Source organism: Pseudoxanthomonas sp. CF125 (genome assembly GCF_900104085.1).
Classification (GTDB): domain Bacteria; phylum Pseudomonadota; class Gammaproteobacteria; order Xanthomonadales; family Xanthomonadaceae; genus Pseudoxanthomonas_A.
On the sequence record NZ_FNLD01000001.1, the window covers coordinates 563,190 to 580,966 of the forward strand.

The window sequence follows — 17,777 nt, forward strand, 5'->3', positions numbered from 1 at the left end:
GAATCCTTCGGGAACGCAACCATTAATGGAACGCGGAGTTTACCGGAGCAGCGCCGGGAAAGCCCCGTCCGCAGGTCTATAATCGCCGTAAGCAGGAGATCCGATGGCCATTACCCTTACCCCGGTCGCATTCCAGCGCGTGCAGCGTTTCGTTGCCGAGACGGGCGCCCTGGGTCTGCGTTTCGGCGTTACCCGCACCGGTTGCTCCGGCTGGGGCCATGTGGCCGACCTGGCCCGCGACCAGCGCCAGGACGACACCGTGTTCGAACAGGAAGGCGTGAAGATCTTCGTCGATGCCGATAGCCTGTCCCTGGTCGACGGCACCGAGATCGACTTCGGCAAGCAGGGCCTCAGCGAAACCTTCCTGTTCCGCAACCCCAACGCCACCGCCGAATGCGGATGCGGCGAAAGCTTCACCACCGAAGCCGATCTGGCCTGAAGGCACGGCAGTGCAGCGAGTGCGACCAATGGCACTCCCACCGGCCTGACCTCTCCGTATTAAGCTCCCGGTTCGCCGAATCCGGAGTGGTCCATGTTCCGTCCCCTGTTGCTGGCAGCGTTGACGCTTGCTGCCGTTCTACCCGCGCACGCCCAAACCACCGCCCAGAATCCCACGCTCCACAAGCTTTTCGCCGACGAATGGGAGCGGGGCCTGCGCGAAAGCCCTGAGAACGCCAGCTACAACGGCGACCCCCGCTTCAACGACCGCTGGACCGACTTCAGCCTGTCGGCCATCGCCGCCCGGCAAGAAGAAGATCGTGCTGCGTTGGAAAAACTGCATGCGATAGACCGCAAGGCCCTGTCGGCGGCCGACCAGCTGGACTACGACACCTTCGAATGGAATCTGCAGCGCAGCATCGAGCGGCAGAAATTCCACGAATACCAGCAACCGATCAGCCACCAGGGCGGACCACAAACCGCTGACGGGATCGCCGAGGTGCTGCCATTCGCCACCGTCAAGGACTACCAGGATTGGCTGAAGCGCCTGCAGGCGTTGCCCAAGAGCCTGGATCAGGTCGTGGCGCTGATGCAGGAAGGGGTGAAGGCAGGCAACCTGCCGCCGCGGGTGTTGATGCAGCGTGTGCCGGCACAGATTGCGGGGCAAGTGGTGGACGATCCGGCCAAGAGCGCGTTCTACAAGCCGTTCCTCAAGTTCCCGGATTCCATCGCTCAGGCCGACCGCGACAAGCTGCAGGCGGAAGCCAAGCGCGTGATTGCCAGCGACGTCGTTCCGGCCTACCGCAAGTTGCAGGCCTACTTCAACGACGAATACCTGCCCAAGACCCGCGAGTCGATCGCTGCGACCGACCTGCCGGACGGCAAGGCCTATTACGACTTCCTGGCCCGCTACTACACGACCACCGAACTGACCGCCGACCAGATCCACGCCATCGGCCTGAAGGAAGTGGCGCGCATCCGCGCGGAGATGGAGAAGGTGAAGACGCAGACCGGCTTCAAGGGCACGCTGGCCGAGTTCTTCGCCTATCTGCGCAGCGACCCCAAGTTCTTCCACAAGACGCCAGATGAGCTGCTGACCGCCTACCGGGCCCTGTCCAAGCGCATCGACCCGGAACTGGTGAAGGTGTTCAAGACCATTCCGCGCCTGCCGTACGGCGTGCGGCCGATCCCGGACAACATCGCCCCCGACACCACCACCGCCTACTACCAGCCGGGCGCCTCAGACGGCACCCGTCCGGGCTACTACTACGTCAACCTGTACAAGCCCGAGGTGCGGCCGACCTGGGAAATGGTGCCGCTGTCCCTGCACGAAGCGGTGCCGGGTCATCATTTCCAGTTCGCGCGGGGGTTGGAGATTCCCGACGCGCCGATGTTCCGCCGGACCGCCTATTTTGTGGCCTACGGGGAAGGCTGGGGCCTGTACGCCGAGCAGTTGGGCTTCGAAATGGGCCTGTACGACGACCCTTACGACCATTTCGGCCAGCTGGTCTACGAAATGTGGCGCGCAGTGCGCCTGGTGGTGGACACCGGCATGCACGCCAAGGGCTGGAGCCGGGAGCGGGCCATTGCCTATTTCAAGGACAACGCGGCCAAGACCGAGCAGGACATCGTCAACGAGATCGACCGCTATATCGGCACCCCCGGCCAGGCCCTGGCCTACAAGATCGGGCAGATGAAGATCTCCGAGCTGAGGGCCCGCGCCCAGCGGGAGCTGGGGCCGAAGTTCGACCTGCGCGAGTACAACGATGCCGTGCTGGAGACCGGCTCGGTGCCGCTGGAGGCCCTGGAGAAGCACATCGACGCCTGGATAAGCGCCAAGAAGGCGGCCAAATAGCCTTTCCGCTTGCAGCTAAGTCATTGAGCTGACATAATTTCCGGCTTCCTGCGGGCTTGTCCTGCGGGAATCCTTGCCCCACCGCGTCCTTCATTCCCACTCTGGGGACGGTCGGGGGGCTGTCCGGTCGGCCTCCACCAGGGATGCCGGCCATCATCCGAAAGGTATACAACGATGCGTCATTATGAAGTCGTGTTCCTGGTCCACCCCGACCAGAGCGAGCAAGTCCCCGCCATGATCGAGCGTTACAAGACGCTGGTCGAAAACGGCGGCGGCAAGATCCACCGCCTGGAAGACTGGGGCCGCCGTCAGCTGGCTTACCCCATCCAGAACCTGGTCAAAGCCCACTACGTGCTGTTCAACATCGAAGTCGAACAGGCGATCCTGGCCGAACTGACCGAAAGCTTCCGCTTCAACGATGCGGTGCTGCGCCACCTGATCATGAAGCGCGATGAAGCCGACACCGAAATGTCGATCATCATGAAGAGCAAGGACGAGAAGGGCGACAAGCCCGAGCGTGGCGAACGTCGCCGTCGCGATGACGACGAGGGCGAGGCTGTCGAAGCCGCCGTCGATACCGATTCCGACACTGCCGAAGCCGCCTAAGGAGCACCCCCATGTCCAAGTTCTTCCGTCGCCGCAAGTTCTGCAAGTTCACCGCCGAAGGCGTGAAAGAGATCGACTACAAGGATCTCAACACCCTGCGCCAGTACCTGACCGAAACCGGCAAGATCGTCCCCAGCCGCGTGACCGGCACCAAGTCGCGTTACCAGCGCCAGTTGCAGACCGCAGTCAAGCGCGCGCGTTTCCTGGCGCTGATCCCATACACCGACAGCCACGACAACTGAGTTCTCCTTCCCCTTCAAGGGGGAGGCCGGGATGGGATGGTTTTCCCCTCCGCGGCGCAAAAATTCGATCACTGGCAGCACCATCCCCACCCAACCCTCCCCTTGAAGGGGAGGGCTCTGACGAACTGTCATTCGGACAGCCCACCGCTGCGGGATGAATCCCGCTAACGAATACGGAGCAATACCATGCAACTGATCCTCCTGCAGAAAGTGACCAACCTGGGCGTGCTCGGCGACAAAGTCGACGTGAAGCCGGGTTACGGCCGCAACTACCTGGTGCCGCAGGGCAAGGCCGTGCCGGCCACCGCCGCCAACGTCGCCGAGTTCGAAGCCAAGCGCGCCGACTACGAAGCCAAGGCCAAGTCGATCCATGACGAAGCCGAAGGCCGCCGTGCCAAGCTGGAAGGCGCCAGCGTCACCATCAGCGCCAACGCCGCTACCGAAGGCAAACTGTTCGGTTCGGTCGGCCCGCGCGACATCGCCGAAGCCTTCACCAAGGCTGGCTACCCGCTGGAGAAGAGCGAAGTCATCCTCGGCGAAGGCGCATTCCGCCACATCGGCGAGTACGACGTGGTGGTGCACCTGCACGCCGACGTCGAGACGACCGTCAAGGTCGTCGTCATCGCCGAAGCGTAAGCCACTGCTTCAAGCTGCATCCGGGACAGGCGCCGAAAGGCGCCTGTTTCGTTTCCGAAGGTCGCAGCCCCTGAGACTCGAAAGGTTTATCAGGCAATCGTACTTATCCACAGGTTGTGCCATCGCGAGCACACAGGCGGAGCACCTACGATGGCCGATCACGCAAGCATCCGCAGCATCGCAAGAACCGCACAGGAATCCACCGCACCCATGTCCGCACGCCCAGGTTTCCGCTACGACCAGCACGATGCGCGCATCGAACAGCTGCGCGTGCCACCGCACTCCATCGAGGCCGAGCAGGCGGTGCTGGGCGGGCTGATGCTGGCGCCGGAAGCCTACGACCGCATCAACGACAAACTCAACGACGTCGACTTCTACCGTCGCGACCACCAGCTCATCTACCGCGCCATCAGCGAGCTGGCGGAAAAGAGCCGCCCCTACGATGCGGTGACTTTGGGCGAGTGGTTCGAATCGCAGGGGCAGATCGAACAGGTCGCCGGCGGCGCCTATCTGGTCGAGCTGGCCACCACCACGCCGTCGGCGGCCAACATCGTGGCCTATGCCGAAATCGTGCGCGACAAGGCGGTGATGCGGCAGCTGATCGAAGTCGGCACGGCGATCATCAACGACGGCTTCCAGCCCGATGGCCGCGACAGCGCCGAACTGCTGGCCAAGGCCGAACAGGAAGTGTTCGCCATCGCCGAGGCCGGCGCGCGCGGACGCACCGATTTCACCGCGGTCAACACCGCATTGAAAGACGCGTTCGAAGTGCTGCAGAACCGCTTCGAGAACGGCGGCAGCATCACCGGCCTGCCGACCGGCTACCACGACTTCGACGAGATGACCGCGGGCCTGCAGCCTACCGACCTGTTGATCCTGGCGGCGCGCCCGGCGATGGGCAAAACCACGCTGGCGCTGAACATCGCCGAATACGCGGCGATCAAGTCGAAGAAGGCGGTGGCGGTGTTCTCGATGGAAATGTCGGCCTCGCAGCTGGCCTTGCGCCTGATCTCCTCCAACGGCCGGGTCAACGCTACCCGCCTGCGCACCGGCCAGTTGGAAGACGAGGACTGGAGCCGCGTCACCAGCGCCATCCGCATGCTCAAGGAAACCAAGATCTTCATCGACGACACGCCGGCGCTATCGCCCGACGTGCTGCGTTCGAAGGCGCGCCGGCTCAAGCGCGAACACGACCTGGGCCTGATCGTGATCGACTACCTGCAGCTGATGGCGGTGCCGGGAAACAGCGAAAACCGCGCCACCGAGATCTCCGAGATCTCGCGCTCGCTCAAGGGCCTGGCCAAGGAACTCAACGTGCCGGTAATCGCGCTGTCGCAGCTCAACCGCTCGCTGGAAACGCGCACCGACAAGCGCCCGGTGATGGCCGACCTGCGCGAATCGGGCGCAATCGAGCAGGACGCCGACGTCATCATCTTCATCTACCGCGACGAGTACTACCACAAGGACTCGGCGGACAAGGGCCTGGCCGAAGTGATCATCGGCAAGCAGCGTAACGGCCCCACCGGCTCGATCAAGCTGAAGTTCTTCGGCGAGTACACGCGCTTCGACAACCTGGCCCACGATGCAGTGGGCAGCTTCGAATAGCATTCCGCAGCAAACGTAGAGCGGGCACTGCCCGCCGCCAATGTGCGTCGGACGCCCGCGGTGGGCAGTGCCCGCCCTACATGTTGGCCTTGGGCTTCTCCTGCGTCACCTTGTTCAACAGCTTCACCGCATAGCCGCTACCCGGCACCACCGCCGAAGCGACCTCCGCGCCCAGCTCGAACATCATCTCCCGCGACATCACGATGTCCACCTTCTCGCGGAACCATTCCCCGTTCTCGATCACCTCGCCGGTGAGGCCGTCGATCTCGATCACGCCCAGCTTGTTGTTCCAGTTGTATTCGAAAGCGAATACCGGGCGGAAATACAGATGCGCGGTGGTGAACTCCACCGTGTCGCTCTGGATCGAATGCGCGTCGATGGGCTCGGCGGCCAGTTTTGCCTTCACGATCTGCACGGCGGCGTTGAACGGCAGTTGCGGCGGGATCGTGCCGTCCACGTCCAGCTGGGTGCGCTCGGTGGCCTTGTAGCGGTCGATGTAGCTCTGCAGCTTGACCGGCTTGATTCCGCGCTTGAGCCCGTCCTGGTGGACTACCGCGTCGATCTTGCGGTGGCAGAATTCCTGCAGCTGCACATCGATGCGCGGTTTGCTGCCGCTGTTGGGAATGATCTCGAAGGCGCTGCCGGCGATCTCGACCTTGCGCGCATAGGGATTGGTGATCTGCACCGGATACACCGCTTCGTGCAGGTAGTCGATCTCGCGGCGCGCGATGAGGTGCCAGAACGGTTCGTACCGCAGCTCCCACTTGGAGAGCTTAACGGTTTCGGGTTTCGGACGATTCAGTGGATTGAGCCGGGCCAGCGTGCCGAAGGCGGCTAGCTTGCTTTTCTCGGCCTGTTCTTCAGCAGCCCGGCTCGGATATATCTCTTCGAAATAAAGGATGCGGTAGACCGAACTGTCCGGGCTGGGCGTGGTGTCCATCATCTGTCCTGGAGCGCCGTGGCTATCCTTATCGATACGGAATCCGGCGATGGCGCAGGCCAGCTGCGGTGCCGTCAGGGCAGGGCGGCTACAATCTGACGATGTCCGAACCGTCTACGACCGCCGTGCCCGGTCAAGCCAACCCGCATCGCGCCGAGGCCAGCGACCGTCCTACGCGCATCCGCGTGGACCTGGGCGCTTTGACTCATAACCTGCAAGCGCTACACAGCCACACCGGCGTGCCGGTCATGGGCATCGTCAAGGCCAATGCCTATGGACATGGCCTGGTGCCGGTGGCCCTGCACCTGGAGGCGCAGGGCATCGCCCAGTTGGGCGTCGCTTTCGTGGAAGAAGGGCTGGCTTTGCGTCGGGCCGGAGTGCGGGTGCCGATCCTGGTGCTGGGCGGGATCCACGCGCCGCAGGTAAGCCAGTTCCTGATCCACGACCTGGAAGTGACCGTCTCCTCTATCGACAAGCTTCGCCAGGTGGAGCAAGCCGCCGAGTCCATCGGCCGCAAGGCGGTGATCCATCTGAAGATCGATACCGGCATGGAACGCATCGGCGTGCACAGCGAGAGCGCGGCGGCGTTCATCGAGGCGGCGGCGGCTTCGCGCTGGTGCACGGTCAAGGGCGTCTATTCGCATCTCGCCTGTTCCGACGATCCTTCCTCGGCCATGACCGCCGAGCAGCTGCAACGCTTCCTGGCCGCCTGCTCCCACTTCGAACGGATCGGCGCGCCGATGCCGCTGCGCCACCTGGCCAATTCCGGCGGTGTGCTGCATTTCCCGGAAACCTGGCTGGACATGGTGCGCCCGGGCATCGCCTTGTACGGAGTGATGCCGGACCCGGCCTCGCGCGCCACGGTGGCGCTGAAACCGGCGCTGTCGCTGGTGTCCAGCGTGGTCTATTTCAAAGTGGTGAAGGCGGGCCGCACGGTGAGTTACGGCGCCACCTGGACCGCGGAAGCCGATACGCGCGTGATCACGCTTCCCATCGGTTACGGCGATGGCTACCCGCGCGCGTTGTCCTCGCGCGGGCAGGTACTGGTGCGTGGGCAGCGCCATCCGATCGTCGGCCGCATCTGCATGGACCAGTTCATGGTCGACATCGGCCCGGACGGTACCGCCTACAACGGCGACGAAGTGGTGCTGATCGGATGGCAGGGCGATGCGGCGATCGACTGCGAGGCGGTGGCGCAGGCTGCGGGCACCATTCCCTACGAAATCCTGACCGGTCTTAACCAGCGCATATCGCGCGAGTACCTTGCAGGCGGCGCAATCGTCGCATAACGCTTTCCACCCGGGTCCGACCTGCGTTGACGCCCTTCGCCGCCGCGTGCTTCACTCGGCGCGGGAGAGGAGAAAACGATGGCAACGACGAAAGCGCCGCGCAAGCCGCGCAAGGAACCCATGTCGAGGGTCGATACGGCATGGCTGCGGATGGAACGTCCCACCAACCCGATGATGATCACCGGCGTGTTGATGCTGGACGAGCCGATGACGCTCGAAACGCTGAAGAAGGTGGTCCGGAAACGCTTCCTGGCCTATCCGCGCTTCCTGCAGAAGGCGGTGGACACGCCCGCCGGCGCGGCGTGGCTGGAAGACGAGCACTTCGACCTGGACTGGCACGTGCGCATGACCGCGTTGCCGGGCCGCAGCGACAAGAAATCCGAGAAAAAGGCGTTCGAGCGTTTCGTCAGCCAGATGGCGTCCACGCCGTTGGACAAGTCGAAACCGCTTTGGCAGTTCCATCTGGTTGAGAAATATGGCGGCGGTTCGGCGTTGGTGACCCGCATCCACCACAGCTACGCCGACGGCATCGCCCTGGTGCAGGTGTTGCTGTCGCTGACGGACACTACCCGCAAACCCGAGAAAAGCAGCGAACTGCGCACCGCATGGTTGAAGCAGGACGGCGCCGAAGTGGTACGTCGCGTCGGCGCCATCGACCGCTACATGAAGATCGGCGGCAAGGTGCTGGACAAAGGCATGGAGATGTATCGCGACCCGACCCTGGCCACCATGCTGGCCAAAGAGGGCGGCGAGATCGGCCGCGAGCTGCTGGCGGCGCTGGCGCTGTCCGACGATCCGCCCACCATGCTTCGCGGCAAGCTGGGCGTGAGCAAGCGAGTGGCCTGGGCAGAACCACTCGATCTGGATGAAGTGAAGGCGGTCGGCCGCGCCTGCGATTGCACGGTCAACGACGTGTTGATGGCGGCGGCTGCCGGCGCGCTTCGCAGTTACATGATCGAACGCGGCGAGGATCTGGAAGGAGTGACTTTGCGCGCCACGGTGCCGGTGAACCTGCGGCCGCTGGAGCACGCCAAGAAACTGGGCAATCACTTCGGTCTTGTATTCCTGGAGCTGCCGGTCGGGGAAGACAATCCGATCCGGCGTGTGGAACGCGTCGCTCAGTGTATGAATGACTTGAAGAATTCAAGGCAAGCCATTGTTGCATTTGGACTTCTTGCCGCGCTTGGCATGGCCCCGACGGCAGTGCAGGGCGTTGCGCTGGAGCTTTTCAGTCGCAAGGCCACAGCGGTAGCCACCAACGTTCCCGGCCCGCAGCAGCCGCTGTATCTGGGCGGGTGCAAAATGCGGGAAATGATGTTCTGGGTGCCGCAGACCGGCTCGATCGGCATCGGCATTTCCATCATGAGCTACAACAACCGCGTACATTTCGGTTTGATCGCCGACGCCAAGCTGGTGCCCGATCCCGATGCGGTAATCCAGCGCTTCGGTCCGGAGTTCGAGAAATTGCTGTACCTGGCGCTGATGGGCAACTGGGACAGGAGTCTGGATTCGGAAGCGGCCGCCGCTCTGACCGTCGCCTCAAACTGAACGGATCAACTCCGGTTTGCGTTTTCTTCACTCCGCTTTATCCAGCAGACATCACAGGCTAGGTAGCTTGCCGACTCTGAACCACCCAGGGGACACGGTCCCTCATGACAGGAGAAGTCGAATGAAGACCTACGCAATCAAGGCCACCGCAGCTGCGCTTATCGCCACCCTCACCCTGGGTGGCTGCGCTACCTACACCGGGCAGACCAACGACCCCAACGATCCAAACCGCACCCGCAATGCCGCGCTGATCGGCGCCGGTATCGGCGCAGTGGCCGGCTTGCTGAGCGGCGGCAACGCGACCGAACGGCGTCAGCGCGCGCTGGTAGGCGTGGGCGTAGGCGGTCTTGCCGGCGGCGCCATCGGCGCCTATCAGGACCGTCAGGAAGCCGAGCTGCGCCGCCAGACCGCGGGAACCGGAATCGAGGTCAGCCGCGATGGCGATGTCATCAAGCTCAATCTGCCCGATGGCGTTACTTTCGACTTCGGCAAGGCGAACCTGAAACCGCAGTTCTACCCGGCGCTCGATAACGTCGCCAGCACTTTGGCCCAGTACAACCAGACCATCGTCGAGGTGTCCGGCCACACCGACAGCGTGGGCAGCGATGCGGCCAACCAGACCCTGTCGGTGCAACGCGCCAATTCGGTGGGCAATTACCTGATCGGCAAGGGGCTGGTGCGCGAGCGTTTCGAAATCGTCGGCTTCGGCGAAACCCAGCCGGTGGCCAGCAACGACACCGATTCGGGCCGCGCCTTGAACCGCCGCGTCGAAATCCGCGTGTTGCCGCTGCGTTCGTAAGCCACGGCGTTCGGTTGTAATGGCGAAACGGGCCGCGAAAGCGGCCCGTTTTTATTGCGGCTTGGCCCTTGCCGGATTGCCGAACACGGTAGCGCCGGCGGCCACGTCGCGCGTCACTACGCTGCCGGCGCCGATCAAGGCATCGTCGCCGATCGTCACTCCCGGCAGGATCAGCGCGCCGGCCCCAATCCAGACGTTCTCGCCGATATGCACCGGCCGGCCGAATTCCAGACCCGTGCGCCGGGTTTCCGGATCGCGCGGGTGGTCGGCGGTCAGTATCTGCACGCCCGGTGCGATCTGGGTCCTGGCGCCGATGGTCACCGCCACGACATCCAGGATCACGCAATTGAAGTTGAGGAATACGCCTGCGCCCAGATGGATGTTGAAGCCGTAGTCGCAATGGAACGGCGGGCGGATGACCGCGCCATCGCCCACGGCCGGCAAACGCTCCCGAAGCAGTTCGCGATGGAACGAGGCAGGCCGGTCCGCTGCGGCGTTGTAGCGCGCCATCCAGTGCTTGGCGGCGGCTTGCGCGGTCTGTATCTCCGCATCGCCTGCGTCGTAGAGTTCGCCGGCCAGCATCTTCTGCATTTCGGAGCGGGGATTCATCGTTATCTCCGGTCGGTGTCGTTAAATTCTAAGCGTACGGAGGCATTCCCGCGAAAAAGAACGGGCCGCAAAGAAAGCGGCCCGTTCCTGTCGCTGGCTCATGGAGCAGGCAATTGCTGCCTACGCAACGCTCACGGCCATTTCATTTCGCCCTTGCTTACCTTCGCGCTCAATTCCAGCGAGGGCAGTGCGTCGAGCTTGGGGTAGCGCTGCGTCATCGCCGCGATCAGTCCGGCGGAGTTCTTGGCTTTGGCGGCCTCCTCGTCGTAGGCCTTGATATAAGCGGCGGTGAAACGCACTGCCTCCAGATCCTGCGGCGCGCCCGAGGCGAAGTGGCCTGGAATCACCCGCGCCGGCTGCAGCGATTCGATCTTGGTCAGCGTGGCCAGCCAATCGGCATGCGATTGCGGAGTCTGCGTATCGGCCATCCATACGTGTTCGCCCGCCATGACGGAAATTCCGCCGGCCACGGTCTTGATCGACGGGATCCACACGAAGCTGCGGTCCGGGGTGGGACCGTCCAGGCCGATGATCTGCAGCTCCCGGCCTTCCAGGCTCAGGCTATTGCCTTGCAACGGCTCGGGGACGACCGCCTGCTTCGGTGCGCCGGCGCCGAGTATCGGGGCCCAATAGGCCAGCTTGCCTGCGCTGGTTTCCTTGATGTGGGCGACGGTCTGCGGAGTGGCCAGGATCTTCGCATCGGGGAACGCTTGCTTCAGCGTCTCCAGGCCGAAGTAGTAATCCGGGTCGCCATGGCTGATGTAGATCGTAGTCAGGCGCTTGCCCGAAGCCCGGATCAGATCGGCCACTTTCTGCGCATCGAGAGTGGAGAATTGCGCGTCGATCAGAATCGCATCCTGCCTGCCGCTGACCAACACCGAAGTCACCGCGAAAACCGCTTTTTCGCCAGGGTTGTAGATTTCGACCGTCAACGGCTGGGCGGCCGGTTCGACGGCCTGCGAGGTCGTGGCGGCTTCCGTTGCCGGACCGGAGGAGGGAGGCGCTTCGCGATTGCATGCGCCAAGCATCAGGGTGAGGGCTGCGGTGCAGGCGAGGGGCAGGGCATGCGATTTCATGTTCGTTCCTTCATGGGCGGTAAAAGGATGGGAGCGAGTTCTGACTTGCCGCGACAGAGTCGACGGCGCGTTCAGTACGCGACAGTGGCGATGTTCTTCGGATATTTGGGTTGCTCGATCTCGCCGACGAAGGCGTCGGCGTAATCGGCATAGCTGATGGCGCTGTTGCCGTCGGCATCCGCCAGGAATGCGTTGGCTTGGCTGCGGAAGACGCCGCGCTTTTCGCCCGGACCGATATGCGCGGCGGGCGAATAGAAGGTCCAGTCCAGATCATCGGCGGCCTGGTAGCGCTTCAGCGCATCGCGATGGGCAAGTGCGACCGGTTTGTAAGCCGCCGGGAAATCGGGTGTGTCGACCAGTTGCACGCCGGGAGCTAGTTCCAGGCTGCCCGCGCCGCCGACGACGATCAGGCGCCGGATGCCGGCGTCGCGCGCCGCGGCGATCAGGTCATCGGCAATCTCGCTGAGCGTTGCCTCAGCGCCGGGCGCCGGGCCGTAGGCGCTGGCCAACACGTCGTTGCCACGGATAGCCGCGACCAACGCATCGTGATCGTCCAATGGCGCGATAACCAGACGGGCGCCAGCCAGTTCCGGCGGCAGGTCGGTATCGCGCCGGACGACAGCGGTGACTTCGTGGCCGCGGGCGATCGCCTGCTGGGCGATCTGGCGGCCGATTTTGCCGGTAGCGGCGACAAGGGCGATTTTCATGGTGCGCTCCAGAGTGGGAATGAAGGCACTTTAATGAGCTGAAATCGCGCGAAAAACCCCGTATAAGTACTTTATTTGTTGCGTATATCGATCAAATGGACCGAATGACCGCCATGACCGTCTTCGTCGAAGTTGCCGAGCGCGGCAGCTTGACCGCCGCCGCCGAGGCGCTGGAGATGTCGCGGGCGATGGTTACCCGTTATCTGGCCGAACTGGAAGACTGGCTGGGCGCGCGGCTGTTCCATCGCACCACCCGGCGCATCAACCTGACCTCGGCCGGCGAGCAGGCATTGGAGCGTTGCCGCCGCTTGCTGGAACTGGGCGAGGATCTGCAGGCAGCGGTCGGCGAAAGCGCCAATGCGCCGCCGCACGGGCAATTGCGAATTACCTGCAGCACATCGTTCGGACAAAGCCAGCTGGCAACGGCTGTGGCCGATTACGTCGACCGTTTTGCCGGCGTACGGATCGACATGCTGATGGTGGACCGCACCGTGAACCTGATCGAAGAACGCATCGATTTGGCCATCCGCATTACCCATGAACTGGATCCCAGCTTGATCGCGCGCCGGTTGTCGGTTTGCCGTTCCCTGCTGTGCGCCACACCGGCCTATCTGGCCGCCCGCGGCACGCCGCAGCGGCCCGAGGATTTGGTTCGGCACAACTGTCTTACCCACCACTTCGTCGGCAAGAGCCTGTGGCAGCTGCGGCGCCATGGACGCGACGTGGCGGTGGCCGTCGGTGGCAGCATCAGTGCCAACGAGGCCAGCGTGCTGCTGCAGGCGGTACGTGCCGACGCAGGCATCGCCATGCTGCCGACCTACCAGCTGGCGCCACTCATCCACAGCGGAGAACTGGTCGCGGTACTGCCGGATTACGAAGTGCCGCCCATGGGCATCTACGCCGTCTACGCTTCTCGCCGGCAAATGCCGGCCCTGGTGCGCTCGTTCCTGGACTTCCTGAGCGAACGCTTCGGCGAAGCGCCGGACTGGGAACCGCAGCTCCCGGCCATTCTGCCGCTGGGCTAGGCACCCAAGCGCGGCGACGCTATCGATCGGCGGAAAACGAAAAGCCGGAACCTCGCGGTTCCGGCTTTCGCTTGAGATGGTGGAGATGGCGGGAATCGAACCCGCGTCCGAAGGCACTCCATCCCCGGTACTACATGCTTAGCGTTCCGTTAGATCTCGCCCCCGGGCAGCACGGCACGCAAAGCGCACCCGGTGACCAGCCTGTTTTGGTTAAGCCGTGACTGACAGGCAGCCGTCACAGCCGGTTCCGTGATAATGACCCTACATCCACGAGCACGGGCACAAGTGGGTTCGGGGCTTACGCCTTAAGCGGCGAGAGCGTAGTTGTCGTCGTTGGCAACTAGAAGTTTGCTACTGGATTAACGAGGAAAGTCGCCCCCTCGGCATGCACCAGGCAATTTCGCAACCCCCGTCGAAGCCAGTGCATCCCCGGGAATCAGACATTGCTGATATCCCCAGTGTAGGGGCGATGGACCCGGGTCACAACTTCTGCGACAGGCGCTGGTTAGCATTGCTTCATCGCTTTCCACGCCGACGGCCCCAGGCCCGGCGGGAATGCGTTTCCGGTGGAGAGCGGAGGATCGATCATGGCGGCAAAGAAAGGCGGCAAACGGACCCCGGCGTCGCGCGGCGTCGCAACAGCGGGCAAGACGACCGCCAAGAAGGACAAGGCGCCAGCCAAGGCCAGGAAAGCGGCCCCGGCGAAGTCCGCCAAGTCCGACGCCTTGCAGCGTTCCGATTTCATGGCCGCCGCCCAGGGCGAGGCCAAGACTGTCATCTACATCCATGGCATCGGCAACAAGCCGACCGCCGAGGTCCTGCGCTGCCAATGGGACAAGGCGCTGTTCGGACGTGGCATGGGCGAACGCACGCGGCTGGCGTACTGGGTCAACCGTGATCGTTATCCGACGCCGGAACCCGGTACCTGCGGCGACCGCGACCAGGGCCCCACTATCAATCAGGCCGAGCAACGGGTGTTGAGCGCGCTGGGTGTTGCGCCCAGCCGCCGCGACCTGGGCGAACTGGCCGATGCGCTGGCAGGTACGCCCGCCGAGAGCGAAATGCTGCACGCCATGCTTGAGGAAATGGGCGCGACCGGCACGCCGCAACGCGGCCCCGGCAAGCGCGGACTGCTGGATAAAGTCAACGAAATCCTGCTCAAGATGATCTCGGCCGCCTTGTTGCAAGACGTGCACGATTTCTTCTTCGACAAGAAGCGCCGCGAGGCGATGGAGCGCAGCCTGCTGGACCGCATGGAATCCGGCGGCGGGCCGTTCGTGGTGGTGGCTCACAGCCAGGGTTCGATGATCGCCTACGAAGTGCTGCGCAAACTCGACCCGGCCAAATACGACGTGGCCTTGTTCGTCACCATCGGCTCGCCGCTCGGCCTGCCCAGCGTCCGTAGCATGTTCAAGCGCTCGATCGGCAAGAAGAAACTGCCGTTCCCGCCCTGCGTGCGCCATTGGTACAACGTCGCCGACCGCCAGGATCCGGTCGCGCTGGACGGCAATCTGACCGACGACATAGAGAATCCCGGGCAACGCTTCTCCAACTTGCAAGGCGCCGACGTCAATACGGACAGCCCGCGCAATCCGCATTCCGGTTCCGGCTACCTTTCCAATCTGCACGTGCGCGCCAAAGTGCGGGAAGTGGTGGGCGTGGGTTTCGACCAGCCGGTTTCCAACACCGTGCTCATCAAGGATCTATCCGATCAATTGGAAGCCAACGGCGCCGAGCATCGCCATGAAGTGCTGATCGAGCTCGACAAGCTGCCGGCGGGCGAGGGTGGGCGCGAGGCGGCGCGCGCTGCGCTGGTCGCGCGCATACGCGGCCTGGCTTCGGAAACGACCAAGCTCAAGAACGAAGCGCTGGACGACGAAATCTACCTGGAGGACAACCTTCAGCGCTTCGTTTCGGCCAAGCTGACCCGTTTCGAAATCGAGTCGCTGCGCAACGACTACCAGGCCCTGAGTTTCAAGCGGCTATGGCGCGACGCGGGCAAGCGCGCGTTGCTGAACCAATCGCGCAGCGTGATCCAGGCCGACGCCGCGCAAACGGCTTACCGCGCGCTGGGGCAGAAGATCGGCTGGGCGGTGCTGGATACCGGCATCGCCGCCGGACATCCGCATTTCTACCAGAAGGGCAAGCGCGACGTAGTGGCGGCGCAGTGGGATTGCACCGTGCGCGGCAAGCCGAGGAAATTGCTGCGCGCCGACGGCGTGGCTTTCAGCAAGCTGGACCGCAACGGCCATGGCACCCATGTGGCGGGAGTGATCGCGGGGCAATGCAGCGCTCCTGTACCGGGCGACGGCAAGGAAAAGGTGGATTTCGCCGGCATCGCGCCGCTGGCGCAGCTGTACGGCTTCAAGGTGCTGGACGATGACGGCAACGGTCGCGATTCGTGGATCATCAAGGCGGTGCAACAGGTCGCCGACATCAACGATCACGCGGGGGAGCTGGTCATCCACGGCATGAACCTGAGCCTGGGTGGATACTTCGATGCGGAAAGCTACGGCTGCGGCTTCACCCCGCTGTGCAACGAGCTGCGGCGCTTGTGGCGGCAGGGCGTGGTGGTGGTGCTGGCCGCAGGCAACGAAGGCCTGGCCTGGCTGGTGCAGAACGACGGCGAGTCGTACCCGGCGAACATGGATATGACCATCGGCGATCCGGCCAACCTCGAGGATGCGATCGCGGTCGGCTCGGTGCACAAGGGCAATCCGCACAGTTACGGCGTTTCCTATTTTTCCTCGCGGGGTCCTACCGCCGATGGCCGGCACAAGCCCGATGTGGTGGCGCCCGGCGAAAAAATCATTTCGGCGCACTACGGGTTCAAGGCGTCGGATCCAAGCACCTGGATGGTGGAGATGAGCGGCACCAGCATGGCTGCGCCGCATGTGTCTGGATTGATCGCGGGCTTTCTGTCGGTACGGCGAGAGTTCATCGGCTTCCCCGACCGGGTCAAACAGATAGTGCTGAATCACTGCACCGATATCGGGCGCGATCCCTATATGCAGGGCAAGGGCATTCCCAACATGATCCAGATGCTGGCCTCCACCTGATGCACCTGTAGGAGCGGGCCCTGCCCGCGACCGCTTTACCGATAACGCCTGTCGCGGGCAGGGCCCGCTCCTACAAGATCAGGCGTCGCGGTTGTGGCGGCGCATCACGCGCTGCTTGTCGCGCGCCCAGTCGCGGTCCTTGCTGGCTTCGCGCTTGTCGTGGGTCTGCTTGCCCTTGGCCAGGGAGATGCCGGCCTTGACCTTGTTGCCCTTCCAGTAGAGCGACGTGGGCACGATGGTGTAGCCGTCGCGCTCGACCTTGCCGATCAGCACATCGATCTCGCGCTTGTGCAGCAGCAGCTTGCGGGTGCGGCGGTCGTCCGCGACCACGTGGGTGGAGGCCTGGATCAGCGGAGTAATCTGCGCGCCGAACAGGAACAGCTCGCCCTTGCGGACCACCGCATAGGCCTCGGTGATGTTGGCGCGGCCGGCGCGGATGGCCTTCACTTCCCAGCCCTGCAGCGCCATGCCCGCCTCGTAGTGCGCCTCGAGGTGGTATTCGTGGCGCGCGCGTTTGTTCTGCGCAATCGTGCCAGTGCTGTTTGCTTTATCCTTGCCGGGTTTCTTCGCCATGGCGCTATTGTCGCCGATGGGGGAAGTGCAAGCGAGCCCAGCCACAGAGAACCCCGTCGACGCATGCAAACCATCCGCCGCAGCGCCCTGGTCGAACACTCCACCGCCCGCATGTTCGAGCTGGTCAACGATGTGGCCGCCTACCCGCGGCGCTTCGACTGGTGCAGCGCCGCCGAGCTGATCGAATCGGGACCCGACCGGCTGGTCGCGCGGCTGGACCTGGGGCTGGGCGCCTTGAGCACCTGGTTCACCACCGAAAACACGCTCGACCGCCCGCACAGCATCGATATGAACCTGGTCGATGGCCCCTTCCGGAAATTGCACGGCCGCTGGGAATTCCATGCGCTGGACGAATGCGCGAGCAAGGTCACCTTGACGCTGGAATTCGATCCCAACAACCGCTTGCTGGGACCGGCGATCGCACTGGGATTCCAGGGGCTGGCGGACCGCATGGTGGACGATTTCGTACGGGTCGCCGACCGGGGCGAATGATGAAGGTCGAACTGATCATGGCGTGGCCGCGCCGGCACCAGGCCGTATCGCTGGACCTGCCAGAAAACGCCACGCTGCAGCAGGCCCTGGAGAAGGCGGGCTGGACGCAGTTGGAAAACGTGGACGGCTACGCGATCTTCGGCGTCAATGCGGAGGCATCGACCGTATTGCGCGAGGGGGACCGGATAGAACTGCTGAGGCCGTTGCAGATCGATCCCAAGGACGCACGCCGGCGGCGCGCGTCGAACACAACATTGAAGACCAGCGGCCGCTGAAGG

At 63.7% G+C, this 17,777-nt stretch carries 18 protein-coding genes and 1 other RNA gene; 13 read left to right on the forward strand and 6 right to left on the reverse strand.

Features of this window, described 5'->3' with window-relative positions; genetic code table 11:
• The first annotated feature begins 103 nt into the window (after nt 1-103).
• From BLR66_RS02545 to BLR66_RS02570, 6 genes are all read left to right on the forward strand, one after another.
• A complete protein-coding gene (locus BLR66_RS02545; protein ID WP_093280059.1) occupies nt 104-439 on the forward strand; it encodes a HesB/IscA family protein in 336 nt (111 codons plus the stop codon).
• Between the two features lie 93 nt (nt 440-532).
• A complete protein-coding gene (locus BLR66_RS02550; protein ID WP_093280060.1) occupies nt 533-2,293 on the forward strand; it encodes a DUF885 domain-containing protein in 1,761 nt (586 codons plus the stop codon).
• 174 nt (nt 2,294-2,467) lie between these two features.
• The gene (rpsF, locus tag BLR66_RS02555; protein WP_093280061.1) at nt 2,468-2,899 is read left to right on the forward strand and encodes a 30S ribosomal protein S6; all 432 of its coding nucleotides are present in this window, start codon (nt 2,468-2,470) and stop codon (nt 2,897-2,899) included.
• Between the two features lie 11 nt (nt 2,900-2,910).
• Nucleotides 2,911-3,141 carry a 30S ribosomal protein S18 gene (rpsR, locus tag BLR66_RS02560; RefSeq protein WP_093280062.1) on the forward strand — a complete coding sequence of 77 codons (231 nt, stop codon included), beginning with the start codon at nt 2,911-2,913 and terminating at the stop codon, nt 3,139-3,141.
• Nucleotides 3,142-3,327: 186 nt separating this feature from the next.
• Entirely contained in the window at nt 3,328-3,777 is a 450-nt protein-coding gene (rplI, locus tag BLR66_RS02565; RefSeq protein WP_093280063.1) for a 50S ribosomal protein L9, read from the forward strand.
• 210 nt (nt 3,778-3,987) lie between these two features.
• Nucleotides 3,988-5,382 carry a replicative DNA helicase gene (locus BLR66_RS02570; protein WP_093284216.1) on the forward strand — a complete coding sequence of 465 codons (1,395 nt, stop codon included), beginning with the start codon at nt 3,988-3,990 and terminating at the stop codon, nt 5,380-5,382.
• Nucleotides 5,383-5,458: 76 nt separating this feature from the next.
• On the opposite strand, the gene BLR66_RS02575 is transcribed toward BLR66_RS02570, so the two are convergent.
• Nucleotides 5,459-6,322, reverse strand: a complete 864-nt coding sequence (locus BLR66_RS02575; RefSeq protein ID WP_218119589.1) for a hypothetical protein — start codon at nt 6,320-6,322, stop codon at nt 5,459-5,461.
• Nucleotides 6,323-6,423: 101 nt separating this feature from the next.
• On the opposite strand from BLR66_RS02575, the gene alr reads away from it, so the two are divergent.
• The 3 genes from alr (at nt 6,424) to BLR66_RS02590 (ending at nt 9,958) form a co-directional block, all read left to right on the forward strand.
• Nucleotides 6,424-7,611, forward strand: coding sequence for an alanine racemase (gene alr, locus BLR66_RS02580; RefSeq protein ID WP_143014530.1), 1,188 nt, complete (start codon nt 6,424-6,426; stop codon nt 7,609-7,611).
• A gap of 78 nt (nt 7,612-7,689) precedes the next feature.
• Nucleotides 7,690-9,159 carry a WS/DGAT/MGAT family O-acyltransferase gene (locus BLR66_RS02585; protein ID WP_093280066.1) on the forward strand — a complete coding sequence of 490 codons (1,470 nt, stop codon included), beginning with the start codon at nt 7,690-7,692 and terminating at the stop codon, nt 9,157-9,159.
• Between the two features lie 121 nt (nt 9,160-9,280).
• Complete coding sequence (locus tag BLR66_RS02590) at nt 9,281-9,958, forward strand: YiaD family glycine zipper/OmpA-like lipoprotein (RefSeq protein ID WP_093280067.1); 678 nt, start codon at nt 9,281-9,283, stop codon at nt 9,956-9,958.
• A 51-nt stretch (nt 9,959-10,009) separates the two neighbouring features.
• Here BLR66_RS02590 and BLR66_RS02595 read toward each other — a convergent pair whose 3' ends face one another.
• From BLR66_RS02595 to BLR66_RS02605, 3 genes are all read right to left on the reverse strand, one after another.
• On the reverse strand, nt 10,010-10,567 hold the full coding sequence (locus tag BLR66_RS02595; RefSeq protein ID WP_093280068.1) for a sugar O-acetyltransferase: 558 nt from the start codon (nt 10,565-10,567) through the stop codon (nt 10,010-10,012).
• Between the two features lie 131 nt (nt 10,568-10,698).
• On the reverse strand, nt 10,699-11,643 hold the full coding sequence (locus BLR66_RS02600; RefSeq protein WP_093280069.1) for an MBL fold metallo-hydrolase: 945 nt from the start codon (nt 11,641-11,643) through the stop codon (nt 10,699-10,701).
• A gap of 71 nt (nt 11,644-11,714) precedes the next feature.
• Entirely contained in the window at nt 11,715-12,350 is a 636-nt protein-coding gene (locus BLR66_RS02605) for an NAD(P)-dependent oxidoreductase (protein WP_093280070.1), read from the reverse strand.
• 95 nt (nt 12,351-12,445) lie between these two features.
• Here BLR66_RS02605 and BLR66_RS02610 point away from each other — a divergent pair, with 95 nt between their 5' ends.
• Nucleotides 12,446-13,375 (forward strand): LysR substrate-binding domain-containing protein, encoded by a 930-nt coding sequence (locus tag BLR66_RS02610; RefSeq protein ID WP_093280071.1) that lies wholly within the window; start codon nt 12,446-12,448, stop codon nt 13,373-13,375.
• Nucleotides 13,376-13,452: 77 nt separating this feature from the next.
• On the opposite strand, the gene ssrA is transcribed toward BLR66_RS02610, so the two are convergent.
• Nucleotides 13,453-13,806: a transfer-messenger RNA gene (gene ssrA / locus BLR66_RS02615) on the reverse strand.
• A 312-nt stretch (nt 13,807-14,118) separates the two neighbouring features.
• Here ssrA and BLR66_RS02620 point away from each other — a divergent pair.
• Nucleotides 14,119-16,434, forward strand: coding sequence for a S8 family peptidase (locus BLR66_RS02620; RefSeq protein ID WP_255402370.1), 2,316 nt, complete (start codon nt 14,119-14,121; stop codon nt 16,432-16,434).
• Between the two features lie 78 nt (nt 16,435-16,512).
• Here BLR66_RS02620 and smpB read toward each other — a convergent pair whose 3' ends face one another.
• On the reverse strand, nt 16,513-17,007 hold the full coding sequence (gene smpB / locus BLR66_RS02625; RefSeq protein ID WP_093280073.1) for an SsrA-binding protein SmpB: 495 nt from the start codon (nt 17,005-17,007) through the stop codon (nt 16,513-16,515).
• Nucleotides 17,008-17,070: 63 nt separating this feature from the next.
• Between smpB and BLR66_RS02630 the strand changes: the two genes are divergently transcribed.
• On the forward strand, nt 17,071-17,499 hold the full coding sequence (locus tag BLR66_RS02630; protein WP_093280074.1) for a type II toxin-antitoxin system RatA family toxin: 429 nt from the start codon (nt 17,071-17,073) through the stop codon (nt 17,497-17,499).
• Nucleotides 17,499-17,774 (forward strand): RnfH family protein, encoded by a 276-nt coding sequence (locus BLR66_RS02635; RefSeq protein WP_093280075.1) that lies wholly within the window; start codon nt 17,499-17,501, stop codon nt 17,772-17,774. Before BLR66_RS02630 ends, BLR66_RS02635 begins: the two co-directional genes overlap by 1 nt.
• Nucleotides 17,775-17,777: the final 3 nt, after the last annotated feature.

What these genes read in the sequence shown, in the direction of transcription:
- BLR66_RS02545 (WP_093280059.1), top strand. Translation starts at nt 104, where the DNA reads ATGGCCATTACCCTTACCCCGGTCGCATTCCAGCGCGTGCAGCGTTTC.
- BLR66_RS02550 (WP_093280060.1), top strand. Translation starts at nt 533, where the DNA reads ATGTTCCGTCCCCTGTTGCTGGCAGCGTTGACGCTTGCTGCCGTTCTA.
- rpsF (WP_093280061.1), top strand. Translation starts at nt 2,468, where the DNA reads ATGCGTCATTATGAAGTCGTGTTCCTGGTCCACCCCGACCAGAGCGAG.
- rpsR (WP_093280062.1), top strand. Translation starts at nt 2,911, where the DNA reads ATGTCCAAGTTCTTCCGTCGCCGCAAGTTCTGCAAGTTCACCGCCGAA.
- rplI (WP_093280063.1), top strand. Translation starts at nt 3,328, where the DNA reads ATGCAACTGATCCTCCTGCAGAAAGTGACCAACCTGGGCGTGCTCGGC.
- BLR66_RS02570 (WP_093284216.1), top strand. Translation starts at nt 3,988, where the DNA reads ATGTCCGCACGCCCAGGTTTCCGCTACGACCAGCACGATGCGCGCATC.
- BLR66_RS02575 (WP_218119589.1), bottom strand. Translation starts at nt 6,322, where the DNA reads ATGGACACCACGCCCAGCCCGGACAGTTCGGTCTACCGCATCCTTTAT.
- alr (WP_143014530.1), top strand. Translation starts at nt 6,424, where the DNA reads ATGTCCGAACCGTCTACGACCGCCGTGCCCGGTCAAGCCAACCCGCAT.
- BLR66_RS02585 (WP_093280066.1), top strand. Translation starts at nt 7,690, where the DNA reads ATGGCAACGACGAAAGCGCCGCGCAAGCCGCGCAAGGAACCCATGTCG.
- BLR66_RS02590 (WP_093280067.1), top strand. Translation starts at nt 9,281, where the DNA reads ATGAAGACCTACGCAATCAAGGCCACCGCAGCTGCGCTTATCGCCACC.
- BLR66_RS02595 (WP_093280068.1), bottom strand. Translation starts at nt 10,567, where the DNA reads ATGAATCCCCGCTCCGAAATGCAGAAGATGCTGGCCGGCGAACTCTAC.
- BLR66_RS02600 (WP_093280069.1), bottom strand. Translation starts at nt 11,643, where the DNA reads ATGAAATCGCATGCCCTGCCCCTCGCCTGCACCGCAGCCCTCACCCTG.
- BLR66_RS02605 (WP_093280070.1), bottom strand. Translation starts at nt 12,350, where the DNA reads ATGAAAATCGCCCTTGTCGCCGCTACCGGCAAAATCGGCCGCCAGATC.
- BLR66_RS02610 (WP_093280071.1), top strand. Translation starts at nt 12,446, where the DNA reads ATGGACCGAATGACCGCCATGACCGTCTTCGTCGAAGTTGCCGAGCGC.
- BLR66_RS02620 (WP_255402370.1), top strand. Translation starts at nt 14,119, where the DNA reads ATGGCCGCCGCCCAGGGCGAGGCCAAGACTGTCATCTACATCCATGGC.
- smpB (WP_093280073.1), bottom strand. Translation starts at nt 17,007, where the DNA reads ATGGCGAAGAAACCCGGCAAGGATAAAGCAAACAGCACTGGCACGATT.
- BLR66_RS02630 (WP_093280074.1), top strand. Translation starts at nt 17,071, where the DNA reads ATGCAAACCATCCGCCGCAGCGCCCTGGTCGAACACTCCACCGCCCGC.
- BLR66_RS02635 (WP_093280075.1), top strand. Translation starts at nt 17,499, where the DNA reads ATGAAGGTCGAACTGATCATGGCGTGGCCGCGCCGGCACCAGGCCGTA.